This window comes from Hymenobacter siberiensis (assembly GCF_018967865.2).
In the GTDB taxonomy this organism is placed as follows: domain Bacteria; phylum Bacteroidota; class Bacteroidia; order Cytophagales; family Hymenobacteraceae; genus Hymenobacter; species Hymenobacter siberiensis.
Genome location: NZ_JAHLZY020000001.1, coordinates 2,090,319 through 2,103,684 on the forward strand (window position 1 = coordinate 2,090,319; position 13,366 = coordinate 2,103,684).

The following is a 13,366-nucleotide window of genomic DNA, read 5'->3' on the forward strand; positions in this document are numbered from 1 at the left end:
GACGATATAGCAGGCTTCCACCGAATGAATCAGAGTATCAGATTGGTAGAAAATAAAGCCACTTCTTTCTTCGCTGAATATGTTCTTATTATTCACTCTGGCATTAGGACTAGTTGCTCAAACGCCTAATCCACCGCTTACCACTTTCCGTGGACACATTGAGAATGCGCTTGCTACGGACTCAATTCGTTTGACAGTTGCCTTCAAAGACACAATCATAGCCGTCGACAAGCGGGGTGATTTCTTTTGGAAGCTGACAAGCCTTAAACAATCTACTCCGACCAAGTTCGAGTACGGGAATAAGCAAACACAGCTTTATCTCACTCCGGGTGACCAACTGGTTATGCGAGTGGATTACAAGCACTTTAGCCAATCCATCGTTTACCGGGGAAGGGGATGCAAAGTCAATGATTACTTAGCCCAGTCGGATTATACATTCGAATATGGGCAACCAACTGGCGCTTTACGCTTAAGCAGTTTCCCAAAGGGTACGCCAGCCGATGCCAGAACAGCAGCCGATTCATTACGTCAGGCTAGGCGGGATTTTCTGGCCGTTTACGATAAAGTTCATGCTTTGCCCGCTGCTTTCGTGCAGGAGCAACAGATTGCCTTTGATTGCACCTGGGCAACGCAGCAGCTTGGATACGCTTTTAAACACCGCAGTGACGCGATGCCGGCCGGTTATTTCGATTTTATGCGTCAGGTGCCGGTCCGGGAAATAGAGCGGCTGAGCACCCGTGGCCTCATTGATAATTCCAGATTAGCCAATCTAATATTTGGCTACCCAGTCCGATTAGCGCCGCAAGGCAAACTAAGTATGGACCCGCTACAGGGGGCGCTCATCTATGATACTGCCACCAAAGAACTGGGAAACGGGCAAGCGCGTAAATGGGCTATCGGATTGCTTTTCCAAAATAATTTACTCGAAAATGCAGCTGGTGCTAAAGCATTTTATCAGAGCTTCAAGCGGGTTAATATGGATTCAACTTTGGCTAGAAGCCTCCGGGAAAGCCTGTTGGCACTTGAAAAGCTCAAGGGTAAACCAGCCCCTGGTTTTACGCTAATGGATAGAAATAAGAAGCCGGTTTCCCTGAGCGATTTCCGGGGCAAAGTCGTGTACCTGGATTTTTGGGGAACTTGGTGCGCACCTTGTATGCGCGAGTTGAATGAGTTTGCACCCGACCTCCGACAAAAATTAGGCGGGCAAGACGTGGTTTTTCTTTACATATCGGTAGGGGACGCTGAGAATAAGTGGCTAAAAACCATAGCGAATGAGCATTTTACCAGCTTTAACAGCATTCACTTGCGCTCAACTAATGGTGAGATAGCCAGGCTTTACAATGTAGACTCTTTTCCAAGCTATTTCATTATTGGTCGCAATGGAAATATTTTCCAGTCCTATGCTCCGCGACCTTCCGATATAGATACTATCAGCAAGGCTCTTGATAAAGCCCTTAAGCAATGATTATCAATTTTTTATCTTAAAGTTATAAGCCCAATTGGCCAGTTTAAGCTTCATGTGAATGCAGACCAGTCGAAAGCAGCGGCCCTGTGGCAGCGCTACTGCGCTGCCGGCATTTCCAGCGTGTAATCAAACGTCTGGTACAGCTTGGCGTCGCGGATGCTCACGTTGAGTTCCTGCGGGTCCATTTTGGGGAAGGGGATGACGGCCTTGCCCTGGTAGAGGTCGCGGCCGAAGAAGCGGCCGGTGGCGGGGGCCAGGGTTTGGGTGAAGACTTCCTTGCCGGCTTTGTCGGTGGCGGTGAGGGTGAGGTTGGACATTTCCACGCCTTTGGGGCCCTGGCGGTGCACGATGACCACCAGCGTGCCACCGGCCGGAATGGCGGCCACGCGGCGCTGGTAGGTGGTATCGGCCCAGTCGTGCAGCTTTTTGAGGTGGGTGATTTCCGTGAGGATGTCGGTGTAGGAGCGGTAGCCGAGGCGGGTGAAGGAGCCGTCGACGTCCTGCTCGTCGTCGGTGTTTTTGGTTACGTTTTTCACGTAGGGCGACTCCTCGTCCTTCTGGGCGAAGGTGTAGCGCTTACGGCCTTTTGCGGCCTTGCCGGTGGGCTGGGCCAGGGCGGCCCCGGCGCACAGCAGGAGCAGGCTGATGGTGAGGAAATGACGGGCCAGGCGGGGTAGAAACTGCATCAGAAAAATTAAAATATGGAGTTTAAGAGGACGGATTCGTATTATGAATAATTGGGGCTGCAAAGAAACGAAGGCCCCGCCGGAATCCCCTGCATTACCCCCTGGAAAATTGGACTGGTCCCACCGGGTACTTGTTGATTTAAGCGTAATCCGGTCGTAATGCAGGCTTCACAGGCATGGACGAACTTTGAAAGCAGGATTTTCACCGGTTATCAACTTTCCTGCTATGTACTTTCCGGCTTTGATTTCGGGGCTGCGCCGTCTGGGGCGCTGGCTCGTGTACGAGGTGTTTCGGCTGGCCTTGTAGTGTGCGTATGCCCTGCACACGCTGGGTAGCTTGCGCTCGGCCCTGGGCGGCGGGTTTGGCCGCCGGTCGACGGGGCCAGCCATCCGGCCGCGTCGGCAGGCGGGGCCGGCGCGTGGGGGGCGGTTCATTCAACCGGCGGCGGCATGAGGATAGCCCCCGCGCCTTCGTCCGGATTGGGGAAATGCCCCCGGTGATTGTGCCCAGGCCTAAAGCCCGCCGCAAGCGCCGCGTGCAGGTGGCCGTCATCAGCGACGTGCACCTGGGTACCTATGGCTGCCACGCCACCGAACTGCTGCGCTACCTCAAGAGCATCCGGCCGCAGGTGCTGGTACTAAACGGCGACATCGTGGACATCTGGCAGTTCAGCAAAAACTACTGGCCGCCGGCCCACATGCGGGTGGTGCGCTACCTGACCGGCCTGGCCGCCAAGGGCGTCAAAATCCATTACCTGACCGGCAACCACGACGAGCTGCTGCGCAAGTTTGCCGGCCTGAAGCTGGGCAATTTCCGCCTCGACAACAAGCTGGTGCTCGACCTGCCCCACGGCCGCACTTGGCTGTTTCACGGCGACGTGTTTGACGTGACCATGCGGCACTCGCGCTGGCTGGCCCGGCTGGGTGGCCACGGCTACGATTTGCTGATTCTCATCAACCGCTGCGTGAACTACCTGCTGGCCAGGCTGGGCCGGCCCCGCGTGGCCCTGAGCAAGCTGGTGAAGGAGCGGGTGAAATCGGCGGTTTCGGCGGTGAGCAACTTCGAGGAAACGGCCGCTGCCATTGCCGCCGATGGGGGCTACCGCTACGTGGCCTGCGGGCACATTCATCAGCCCGAAATCAAGCCCCTGCCCACCGAAAAAGGGGAGGTAGTTTACCTGAATTCCGGCGATTGGGTGGAAAATCTGACGGCCCTCGAATACACGGCTGAGGCCGGCTGGCAGCTCTATTATTACAACGACGACCCCCGCATGCAGCAGGCCGCCGATGCCGACGCGGCCGATGCCGCCGAGGAACTCGCCGATGCCAACCCGGCGCAGCTGCTGGAAGTGTTGTTGGCCGAGTTTAAGATTAAGGCGTAAACGGTGGTGTTGAACAGTAATAAAGCACGTCATGCTGAGCGCAGTCGAAGCATCTCTACCGCGAGAGTAATTAATTGCTCCCATAACGAAGCGGTAGAGATGCTTCGACTACGCTCAGCATGACGTTCAGTTTATTACGCTACTATTCAGTCTGAAACAATCTGAAACTATTAAATGTCCCGAATCCTCTACGCCATCCAGGGCACCGGCAACGGCCATCTTAGCCGCGCCCTCGATGTGGTGCCGCTGCTGCAAAGCCGCTGCCAGCAGCTCGACCTGCTTGTGAGCGGCCCGCCCGCCGATTTGCCCCTGCCTTTTGAGGTGAAGTACAGGGCGCAGGGCATGGGGTTTGTGTTTGGTAAAAAGGGCGGCATCAACTTCGTGAAGACGTTTTTGCAGTTCAACTCGGCCAAATTTCTGCACGAAGTCCGGCACCTGCCGGTGGAGGAATACGATTTGGTTATCAGTGATTTTGAGCCGGTGAGTAGCTGGGCCTGCAAGCTGCGGCAAGTGCCCTGCGTGGCCCTCAGCCACCAAAGTGCCGTGCTCAATCCGGCCTCGCCGCGCCCCGATGCTGAAGACCCCGCCGGCCGCGCCGTGCTGAAGCACTACGCCCCCAATACGGCGCAGTACGGCTTTCATTTTCAGTCGTATGCGCCGGAGATTTCTACGCCCGTTATCCGCCAGCAGGTGCGCGAGCTGAGCCCCACCAACGAAGGCCACTACACCGTTTATCTGCCGGCCTACGAGGAGGAAATACTGGTGGAGCGCCTGCAGCACCTGAGCCACCGCGTGCGCTGGGAGGTGTTCAGCAAGCACAGCCAGACGCCTGCCACCTACGGCAACGTGCAGGTGTGGCCCGTGAGCGGCCCGGCCTTTCTCGACAGCCTGGCCCGCTCGGCCGGCGTGCTCTGCGGGGCCGGTTTCGAAACCCCCGCCGAGGCGCTGTACCTGGGCAAAAAGCTGCTGGTGATGCCCATGAAGCAGCAATACGAGCAGCAATGCAACGCCGCCGCGCTGGTCCAGATGGGCGTGCCCGTCATCAAAAACTTCAAAGACAAGAACCTGGACAAGGTGGACCAGTGGCTGAACCGCGACGAAACCATCCCCGTGGATTACCCCGACCAAACGGCCGCCGTGATTGATAAGCTGCTGCGGGAGCAATTGTATGGAAGTGGTGTTGGGACGGTTGTGGGCCAGTAAAAAGCGAAAAAGAACGTCATGCAGAGCGCAGCGAAGCATGACGTCCAGTCTGCATGACTCACTATTAATAAATTCTCCGCGCCCCGCGCATGATTAAACTGCCGCCTAACTACTCCGAGCCGCTGCCCGCCGCATTCTACCCGGCCTCCGCTCCGTTACCCTTTTCCCGGGCCGATTTTGGTCCCGATTTCCAGTGGGGTGCCTCGGCCGCCGCTTACCAGACGGAGGGCGCGTGGCAGCACCAGGGCAAAGGCCCCAGCATCTGGGACGATTTTACGCGCCGCAAGGGCACCATCCGGCGCAACGAGCATGGGCGCGTGGCCGCCGATTTCTACAACCGTTACGAAACCGACCTGGACCTGGCCAGCGGCATGGGCCTGACCGATTTCCGGTTCTCGGCCGCGTGGTCGCGGGTGCTGCCCGAGGGCACCGGGGCCGTGAACCGCCGCGGCCTCGACTACTACGACCGGCTGGTGGATGCCTGTCTGGAGCGCGACCTGCGGCCCCTGCTCACGCTCTACCACTGGGATTTGCCCAGCGCCCTGCAGGCCAAAGGCGGCTGGGCGAATCGCAGCATCGTGGGCTGGTTTTCGGAGTATGCCCAGCTCATGGCCCGTCGCCTCGGCGACCGGGTGCCGCAATGGGCCGTGCTGAATGAGCCCATGGTATTTGTGGGCGCGGGCCACCTGCTGGGGGTGCACGCGCCCGGCCGGCGGCACCTTGGGGCCTTCCTGTCGGCGGCCCACCATGCCACGCTGGCCCAGGCCGAGGGCGGCCGCGCCCTGCGCGCCATGCTACCGGACTCGGCCCGGATTGGCACCACGTTTTCGTGCTCGCACCTCACGCCGCACCGCCCCGGCAATGCCTATGACGAAGCCGCCACCCGCCGCGCCGATGCCCTGCTGAACCGCTTTTTCGTGGAGCCCACCCTTGGCCTGGGCTACCCCGTGGCCGAGCTGCCAGCCCTGCGCTGGCTGCTGGACCGCTACCAGAAACCCGGCGACGAGCAGCGCATGGCCTTTGATTTCGACTTCTGGGGCATCCAGAACTACACTCGTGAGGTGGTGAAATTTTCGCCCTGGCTGCCGCTGCAATGGGCGGCGCTGGTATCCGCCAGGCAGCGCGGCGTGCCTTATACCGACATGGGCTGGGAGGTATATCCCGAGTCGGTTTACCAAATGTTGAAACAGTTTGCTGCTTATCCAAATGCACCAACTTTGATGATAACTGAAAGTGGCTCAGCGTTTCCGGATGTGGCAGCGGAGGGCCAGGTGCCCGATGCCGCCCGCCGGGCGTACCTGCAGGCGGCCATCGGGCAGGTGCTGCGGGCCCGGCGCGATGGCGTGGACGTGAGCGGCTACTTCGCCTGGAGCCTCACCGATAACTTCGAATGGGCCGAGGGCTACGGGCCGCGCTTCGGGTTGATTCACGTCGATTACGAAACGCAGGAGCGGATTGTGAAGGACTCGGGGCGCTGGTACCAGGCGTTTCTGGGCGGACAGGCGGTAGAAAGTAACGTGGACTTTGTAGTCCGTGGCTCGCACAACTTGGGCCGGTAAGCGGCCACTCGCGCACTACGCGGACTAAAAGTCCGTGCTACAGCAGCATATCGCGGCAGTTCAGAAACTTCTCAATCAACAGCTCTGGTTGCTGCTCATCAAACTCCCCAAAGCCCAGTACGAAAGCCGGCTTGGGCTGCACAAATTTGAGGGCAGCATTCACCGTTTTCAGGTAAGGATTGATGCGGGCCTGGTTGCCCTCGGCGGCGGCAAATTCGGCATCCCAGCGCAATAATTCGGGGTCTTTGCGGACCAGGAAGGGAATAACGAAGGGCACGAAGCGGCCGAAAATCGGGTTTTCGTCGGTGGTGAGGCGGGTATCGGGCCAGATGTGAAATTCGGCGAACGAGGCCGGCGGCTCCACCACGAAAGAAGCCTTTTCGACGGTCATTTCGGCAAATAGCTCGAGCCGGTTGGGCTGGGAGTAGAGCTGCGCGTAGGCCGCGTACCACACCGTAATACCGGCCTGATTGACCAGCTGGTAAGGGTGGAAGGAGCTGGCGATGCCCAGGCCGCCATGCGCCCCGATAACCTGCTGGTACAGCTCGCCAAACATCCCCAAATCAGCCGATTGCTGGTAGGGCTGGTTGGTGAGGCCGTAGAGGTAGAAGCTGGCGAAATCGGTGAGGGACGGGCCGATGGGGGCGGAAGCGGGAGGGGAGTCGGGCACGGGAAGCAGCGGTAACGGGAAAAACGGGGCCGGGAAACGGCTTAGCAGTCCGCAAACCTACTTCTCAACTTGTAACCTCACCCTGCGCTGGCCACGCCCGTGCTACATTCGGGCCCCTGAATTTCTGCCTGTCGCCCATGCTCCTCACTATCTCCACCACCTGCCAGCCCGCCACCTACCAGCCCGCCACCGACCTGGGCTACCTGCTGCACAAGAACCCGGCGCGCCTACAAGGATTGAAGTAGCCGGCGGCCAGGCCCACGTTTTCTATCCCGAAGCCACCGCCGAGCGCTGTACTGCCGCCCTGCTCCTCGACCTCGACCCCATCGGTCTGGTGCGCGGCCGGAGCGGCGGCCGCGGCGAAGGCTTTGCCCTGGAGCAATACGTGAACGACCGGCCCTACGTGGCCTCGTCCTTCCTGAGCGCGGCCCTGAGCAAAGCCTTCGGCACGGCTATGAACAGCACCTGCAAAGACAAGTCCGACCTGCCCAACGAAGCGATGCCGCTGGCCATTAAAGTGGCCGTCGTCTCCGCGCCCGGTCCCGACTGGCCCCGCCGCCTCTTCGAGCCGCTGGGCTACGAGGTGTACATCGAAACTACTCTACCCTACTGTTTTAGTTAATTGATAAAGAGTTAGTTGGCAAATAATAAATCGAAACACGGCGTTCATGCTAGCGATGAAGGCCGGGTCAGTGCTGCGGCCGGGCCGCGTGTATTGCCGCAGAGCGTTGAGGCCGTGGCGGCTGAAACTGGCGCGTTTGTAGCCGTTGTTTTTGGTTTTGATGGGTTGCACCTTTTCGTGGAGCCAGGTGCCCACGCTGACACACAGCGCGTAGGCCAGGCTCACGAGGCCAACGAGTTTTTTGAGCTTGCCGCGGCACTGCAAATGCGTCCCGCGCAAGGCAAAGCCGCGCCCTTTCAGGTTCTGAAAGCAGGCTTCGATGGTCCAGCGCTTGCGGTAGAACTGGCCCAAAAAAGCGACGTTGGCCGTGCCGAAAAGGAACAGGTACCCGCCCCCGGTCAGGGCCGTGACCTGCGCCCCGCCCCAGACCCCGTCGACCTGGCACGCGGCCAGTTGGCGGCACTGGCCCGGGTGCAGGCCCCAGTCGGCCACGGCGTGACGGCGGCCGTGGCGGGGCGCAGGTCAAGGCGCTGGTCGGCGGCGAGTTTCTTTTTCTCTTTGGCACCTCGGGCTTGCAGCAGTTGGGCCAGCTCTACGCCAAGCGCTGGACCATCGAGCAGTGCTTCCAGAATCTGAAAGGCCGGGGGTTTAACCTGGAAAATAGTCACTTGGCCTGCCACCACAAGCTGCGTAAACTCCTGGCCCTGGTCAGTCTGGCCTACGCCTTTTGTCTGGCCGTGGGGCACGCCGCAGACCGACGCCAGCCCATCGCCCGCAAAAAACACGGGTACCGGGCCACGAGCCTGAGCCGCCACGGCTTGAACATCGTGCGCCAACTCACCCGTCCGACGACGGGCGCGCAAACAACAGTCAATCAGTTGGTTGAACAGCTACTGGATTGGGTTATCAAACAAGTACCTCATTATCAAATATCTGTGAAAATCATAGGGTAGAGTAAGCCGTCAGTTCGCCCTTTGAGCTGGCCGGCCCGCTCACCGAAGCCCTGCTCATGGCCAACCTCGCCATTCGCGGCTACGATATTCAGCGGCCCAAAACCATCGGCACGGGCTTCGACTACCCCGGCCGCGGCATCGAGCTGCTTTGGGACCCGCAGCAGCTGCGCGTCACCAATTTCGAGGAGGCCAACCAGTTTGTGAAGCGCACGTATCAGCCGGGCTGGTAGAAGCGGGGCAGGTCTAGGACCCGTGGATATCAGGCAAAATGCTGTCATGCAGCGCGCAGCGAAGCATCTTTATCGCAATGGTGATTGATTGCGTTGAGCGGTAAAGATGCTTCGCTGCGCGCTGCATGACGGTCAGTTTATTACTGCCCGCATACCCTAAAACGGGTCGTCGTTCACCTCCACCCAGTAATTATCCGGGTCCTGCAGATATACTTGTTTTACCCCATCGGGCCGGGCGGTCGATTCCTTGGCCAGCCCGGCCCAGCTGCCGTAGGTGGTGGCGAGCTGGTCGAGGTGGGCGGTGAATTTCTTCAGGTCTTTCACGCTGAAAGCCAGGTGCAGGTTCTTATCGTGCGGCTCCACTTTGGCCGCGCCCTGAATGATGTGCAGCTGGCTGTGCGGCCCCATCCGAAACCAGACGTGCCGGCCGTCCTTAAACGGCTCCGGAATCTGCTGCAACTCCAGCACCTTGCCGTAGAAATCCACGCTCTTCTGCAGGTCGAAGACGTAGAGCGCGACGTGGCTGACCGCCGGGGTGCTTTGGGCGAAAGCAGGTTTCGCGCTGCTGAGCGCCATTAGCAGGCTCAATGAGACGCTGAAAAGCGTTTTCTTCATGGTTTACGAAGTGAATTAGCCGTGCAAACTGGCCGGTGAAAGCTGCCGCAAGGTGCAATTATTTTGCGAGTTGCCCGTGCCTCATCTTTCTGGTTTGCAGTGGTTTGGCTTGCCGAATGTGCATGGGTAGAATGGCTAAATCTGTTCGGGCTGCTCATTGCGCGTGGCATAAGCGCCGACGATACCCGGTAGCGGGTGGCAGAGCGCGCCGGGCGGGCGGCGCTATTTTTGGGTAGTCACATTTTTCAGCCATCCATTTCTTGCCGCATGAACAGTAATTCCGCCTTCAGCCTGACCGGAAAAATTGCGCTGGTAACCGGCTGTAACAAAGGTATTGGCCAGGCCATGGTCCTGGGGCTGGCCGAAGCCGGGGCCGACATCATCGGTGTATCGGCCACGCTGGCGGCCGATGGCGGTGACACCGGCCGCTAGGTGCGGGCGCTGGGTCGCGCTTTCCACGCCTACCAGGCCGATTTCAGCCAGCGTACCGCCACCGATGCCTTCATCGCACGGGTGCAGCAGGATTTCCCGCGCATCGACATCTTCATCAACAACGCCGACACTATCCGTCGCGCCCCCGCCGCCGAACATTCGGACCAGGACGACATGCTGGCCATTAACCTTGACGCGCCGTTTCGCCAGGCCCGCGCCATTGGCGGCCAGATGCTGCGGCAGGGCAGCGGCAAAATCATCTTCACGGCTTCGCTGCTCACCTTCCAGGGCGGCCTCAACGTGCCCGGCTACACGGCCAGCAAGGGTGCCCTTGGCAGCCTGGTGAAGGCGCTGGCCAACGAATGGGTCGGCCAGGGAGTGCACGTAAATGCCATTGCCCCCGGCTACATCGCCACCGACAATACCACTGCCCTGCGCCAGGACGCAGAGCGTAGCCAGACCATTCTGGGCCGCATTCCGGCCGGCCGCTGGGGCACCCCGGCGGATTTTAAAGGCCCCACCGTGTTCCTCACCTCGGCCGCTTCCGATTACGTGCACGGCACCATCCTCACCGTGGATGGCGGCTGGATGGGGCGGTAATTGCAGGCTGATTTCTTTTATGAAGTAGTGGTCCAAAAACTTTAATTGGTCGTGTCGGATTAAGGGTGACTAAGTCCTTCGTTATGACCCTTTATCGCCTTTACCTGACCGCCGACGAACGCCAGACCCTAGAGGGGTGGCAGAAGAAGTATAAAGCCCATTCGGCTAAACTTCGGGACATTCAAATTTTGTTGAACAGCGACGAGCAGACCGGGCGCCGCCCGGCCCTGGAACTGGCTGCCGTGCTGGGCATCTGCACGCGCACGGTGGAACGGGTACGCCGTCAGTTCTGCGAGGAAGGCCTGAAGATGTTCGAGCCGAAAGTACGTAAAACGCGCTCTGACAAGAAGATAGATGGTCGGGTAGAAGCCCATCTGACGGTCTTGCTCTGCCAAAGTCCCCCCGACGACCACCCGCGCTGGCAGTTGGGGATGCTGGCCAACCGGCTGGTGGAGTTGCAGGTAGTCGAGCATATTTCGACCACAATGGTGGTGCGGCTGCTAAAAAAAACGAACTTAAGCCTTTTCAGGGCCCCATGCAATGGGTGATTCCGGCCGAAGAGAACGCGGCCTTTGTGTGCCAGATGGAGCAGGTGCTCGACGTGTACGAGCAGCCCTACGACGCGGATTTTCCCGTCGTGTGCCTGGACGAATCGCCTAAACAACTACTCGATTACCAAGAATTTACTGCTTCCAACGGGCAGCCACACCGCGATTCGGAATACGTGCGCCGGGGCGTGGTGGAGTTGTTCGTCGCCACCGAACCGTTGCGCGGTTGGCGCGAGTTGACCGTGGAGAACGACCACAAAGCCGCCACGTGGGTGCAGTTCGTGGCCCGGCTAATGGACACGACCTCCCGGGAAGCGAAAAAAGTGCGCTGGGTGATGGACAACCTGAGTACGCACCGAATCAGCAACTTCTACGCCCACTTCCCACCGGAAGTCGCCCGGGCCTATGTGCAGCGGATGGAAATCATTTACACCCCCGTCCACGGGTCGTGGCTGAATATGGCTGAAATTGAATTCTCCGTCCTCACGCGCCAAGTGCTTGACCGCTCCTTTTCGAGCAAAGAAGCCGTGCAGGCGGTCGTCGAACGGTGGAAAAACAAGCAAAATGCCAACCTAAAACCGCGCAACTGGCAATTCAAAACCGCTGATGCCCGCATTAAATTAAGCCGATTATACCCGATTATTTAATGTTTTTTGACCAGTAGTGGGGGTTTTGTGCGTTAGGAAGCTGCTGAATACGCTTTCACCTCCTGCCGCGAAGTGCCCAGGCCGTCGATGCCCAACTCCACCACATCGCCGGGCCGGAGGTACACGGGCGGCTGCATGCCCAGGCCCACGCCGGCCGGCGTACCGGTCGAGATGATGTCGCCGGGCAGCAGCGTCATAAACTGGCTGAGATAGGAAATCAGGAAGGGAATCTTGAAAATGAGGTTGGCGGTGGTGCCGTCCTGCATCATTTGGCCGTTCACCGAGAGCCAGAGGCGTAGGTTGTCGACATCGCCAATCTCATCGGGCGTGGCCAGGAACGGGCCGACCGGCGCAAAGGTGTCGCAGCCCTTGCCCTTGTCCCAGGTGCCGCTGCGCTCCAGCTGGAACTCACGCTCCGACACGTCGTTGTGCAGCGCGTAGCCGGCGATGTAAGCGGGCGCATCAGCCTCCGTGATGTAGGAAGCGCGTTTGCCTATAACCACGGCCAGCTCCACTTCCCAGTCGGTTTTCACCGAGTTTTTGGGGATGATGAGGTCGTCGTTCGGCCCTACGTAGGCCGTGGTCGACTTCATGAACAGTACCGGCTCGGGCGGGGGCGTAGCGCCGGTTTCGCGGGCATGGTCGGCGTAGTTCAGGCCGATGCACAGGATTTTGGAAGGCCGGGCCACGGGCGGGCCGAGCCGTTCGTCAGCGGCGATGGGCGCGAGTTGGCCTTCGTTGGCCAGCAGGAATTCCCGGAGTCGTTGCAGGCCGTGGGAGGCGAAAAACGTCTCGTTGTAATCTTCTCCGAAGGCCGAAACGTCGAATTGTTGGTCCTGGATGATGACGCCCGGCTTCTCGTGGCCGGGCTGGCCGTAGCGGATGAGTTTCATTTGGTGGTGCAGATGAGGCAAATAGAAGCTGCAAGAACGTACTGCCATAGGGATTGCCAAAAAAAGAGCCATGACTTTCGCCACGGCTCTTTTCATAACGTTTTATCCATCAGCTGACTATTCGGCCGAAGAAGACTGCTGAAACTGCTTCATCATTTCCTTTCCCTGCTTGGCGTGGTTGGCCAGGAATTCGGCGTGCTGCTCCGGCGTACGTTGAGTGCCCAGACTGGCCAGGTGCTCGCGCAGCTTATCGGCGGGCATATCGGCCCCATAGTACGGCGTGCCGGGCTGCTGCCGCCACGACTCATGCAGGCTGCCATCGTCCACGGCATCAAAGCCCAGTTCATCCACCAGGGCCATTACTTGTTGCTTGGCGGCGGCATCATCGCCGGCCACGGGCAGGGAAATACGGCCAGGCATGCCAGCGGGCTGGCCCTTTTTTTTGAGGTGGTCGGCGTAGATGTTGTTGAACACCTTCACCACGGGGCGGCCCAGGTGCTGCTGCACCCATTCGCTTTCGGTCAGGTCGCTGCTTTCCAGCTCGGGTATCCGGCCATCGCGCAGCAGGGGGTAATAGTTGCTCGTATCAATAATCGGCACATCAGCTGGCACACCCTCAAACAGGTCTTTGGGCAGGTCGGGGATGTTTTTCAGCGGAATGGTTACCACGATAATTTCACCGTAGTGGGCCGCTTCCTGAGCCGTGGCGGGTGTTGCGCCGGTTTTCTGGGCCACACCCTTTAGGGTTTCGGGGCCGCGGGAGTTGGCAATGAGGACCGAGTGACCGAGACTTGTGAGCCGCACGGCAAGGGCGCTGCCGATGTGGCCGGCTCCAATGATTCCAATTTTCATGCGAGTACT

The 13,366-nt window shown here is 59.3% G+C and carries 13 protein-coding genes and 3 pseudogenes; 10 read left to right on the forward strand and 6 right to left on the reverse strand.

From position 1 onward, the window contains the following. The first annotated feature begins 79 nt into the window (after nt 1-79). Nucleotides 80-1,465, forward strand: coding sequence for a peroxiredoxin family protein (locus tag KQ659_RS09255; protein ID WP_216689053.1), 1,386 nt, complete (start codon nt 80-82; stop codon nt 1,463-1,465). Between the two features lie 95 nt (nt 1,466-1,560). Here KQ659_RS09255 and KQ659_RS09260 read toward each other — a convergent pair whose 3' ends face one another. Further along, nucleotides 1,561-2,151, reverse strand: a complete 591-nt coding sequence (locus KQ659_RS09260) for a hypothetical protein (protein ID WP_216689052.1) — start codon at nt 2,149-2,151, stop codon at nt 1,561-1,563. A gap of 503 nt (nt 2,152-2,654) precedes the next feature. On the opposite strand from KQ659_RS09260, the gene KQ659_RS09265 reads away from it, so the two are divergent. The 3 genes from KQ659_RS09265 (at nt 2,655) to KQ659_RS09275 (ending at nt 6,295) form a co-directional block, all read left to right on the forward strand. Beyond that, nucleotides 2,655-3,533, forward strand: a complete 879-nt coding sequence (locus KQ659_RS09265) for a UDP-2,3-diacylglucosamine diphosphatase (protein ID WP_226929908.1) — start codon at nt 2,655-2,657, stop codon at nt 3,531-3,533. Between the two features lie 174 nt (nt 3,534-3,707). After that, entirely contained in the window at nt 3,708-4,736 is a 1,029-nt protein-coding gene (locus KQ659_RS09270; RefSeq protein WP_216689050.1) for a glycosyltransferase family protein, read from the forward strand. Between the two features lie 89 nt (nt 4,737-4,825). Beyond that, nucleotides 4,826-6,295, forward strand: coding sequence for a GH1 family beta-glucosidase (locus tag KQ659_RS09275; RefSeq protein ID WP_216689049.1), 1,470 nt, complete (start codon nt 4,826-4,828; stop codon nt 6,293-6,295). Between the two features lie 37 nt (nt 6,296-6,332). Here the strand turns inward: KQ659_RS09275 and KQ659_RS09280 are convergent, their stop codons facing one another. Next, nucleotides 6,333-6,965 (reverse strand): hypothetical protein, encoded by a 633-nt coding sequence (locus KQ659_RS09280; RefSeq protein ID WP_216689048.1) that lies wholly within the window; start codon nt 6,963-6,965, stop codon nt 6,333-6,335. A gap of 137 nt (nt 6,966-7,102) precedes the next feature. On the opposite strand from KQ659_RS09280, the pseudogene KQ659_RS09285 reads away from it, so the two are divergent. After that, nucleotides 7,103-7,587, forward strand: a pseudogene (locus KQ659_RS09285) (hypothetical protein). Here the strand turns inward: KQ659_RS09285 and KQ659_RS09290 are convergent. Beyond that, nucleotides 7,567-8,079: a hypothetical protein gene (locus KQ659_RS09290; RefSeq protein WP_216689047.1), complete on the reverse strand. Its 513-nt coding sequence runs from the start codon at nt 8,077-8,079 to the stop codon at nt 7,567-7,569. The pseudogene KQ659_RS09285 and the gene KQ659_RS09290 overlap by 21 nt on opposite strands. 80 nt (nt 8,080-8,159) lie before the next feature. Here KQ659_RS09290 and KQ659_RS09295 point away from each other — a divergent pair, with 80 nt between their 5' ends. Continuing rightward, nucleotides 8,160-8,540: a transposase gene (locus KQ659_RS09295; protein WP_216689046.1), complete on the forward strand. Its 381-nt coding sequence runs from the start codon at nt 8,160-8,162 to the stop codon at nt 8,538-8,540. Between the two features lie 8 nt (nt 8,541-8,548). Beyond that, nucleotides 8,549-8,770, forward strand: a pseudogene (locus KQ659_RS09300) (gfo/Idh/MocA family oxidoreductase); the annotation flags it as partial. A gap of 156 nt (nt 8,771-8,926) precedes the next feature. On the opposite strand, the gene KQ659_RS09305 reads toward KQ659_RS09300, so the two are convergent. Continuing rightward, nucleotides 8,927-9,385 (reverse strand): VOC family protein, encoded by a 459-nt coding sequence (locus tag KQ659_RS09305; protein WP_216689044.1) that lies wholly within the window; start codon nt 9,383-9,385, stop codon nt 8,927-8,929. A 267-nt stretch (nt 9,386-9,652) separates the two neighbouring features. Between KQ659_RS09305 and KQ659_RS09310 the strand changes: the two are divergent. The 3 genes and pseudogenes from KQ659_RS09310 to KQ659_RS09320 all read left to right on the forward strand — a co-directional run bounded on the left by KQ659_RS09310 (nt 9,653) and on the right by KQ659_RS09320 (nt 11,612). Further along, a pseudogene (locus KQ659_RS09310) lies at nt 9,653-10,417 on the forward strand (SDR family oxidoreductase). 83 nt (nt 10,418-10,500) lie between these two features. Next, nucleotides 10,501-10,965: a helix-turn-helix domain-containing protein gene (locus KQ659_RS09315; protein ID WP_216689043.1), complete on the forward strand. Its 465-nt coding sequence runs from the start codon at nt 10,501-10,503 to the stop codon at nt 10,963-10,965. Beyond that, the gene (locus KQ659_RS09320) at nt 10,953-11,612 is read left to right on the forward strand and encodes an IS630 family transposase (RefSeq protein WP_216689042.1); all 660 of its coding nucleotides are present in this window, start codon (nt 10,953-10,955) and stop codon (nt 11,610-11,612) included. Before KQ659_RS09315 ends, KQ659_RS09320 begins: the two co-directional genes overlap by 13 nt. Nucleotides 11,613-11,644: 32 nt before the next feature. Here KQ659_RS09320 and KQ659_RS09325 read toward each other — a convergent pair whose 3' ends face one another. Together KQ659_RS09325 and KQ659_RS09330 are read right to left on the reverse strand one after the other, a co-directional pair. Further along, on the reverse strand, nt 11,645-12,505 hold the full coding sequence (locus tag KQ659_RS09325; protein ID WP_216689041.1) for a fumarylacetoacetate hydrolase family protein: 861 nt from the start codon (nt 12,503-12,505) through the stop codon (nt 11,645-11,647). A 117-nt stretch (nt 12,506-12,622) separates the two neighbouring features. Continuing rightward, on the reverse strand, nt 12,623-13,357 hold the full coding sequence (locus KQ659_RS09330; protein WP_216689040.1) for an NADPH-dependent F420 reductase: 735 nt from the start codon (nt 13,355-13,357) through the stop codon (nt 12,623-12,625). Nucleotides 13,358-13,366 lie beyond the last annotated feature (9 nt).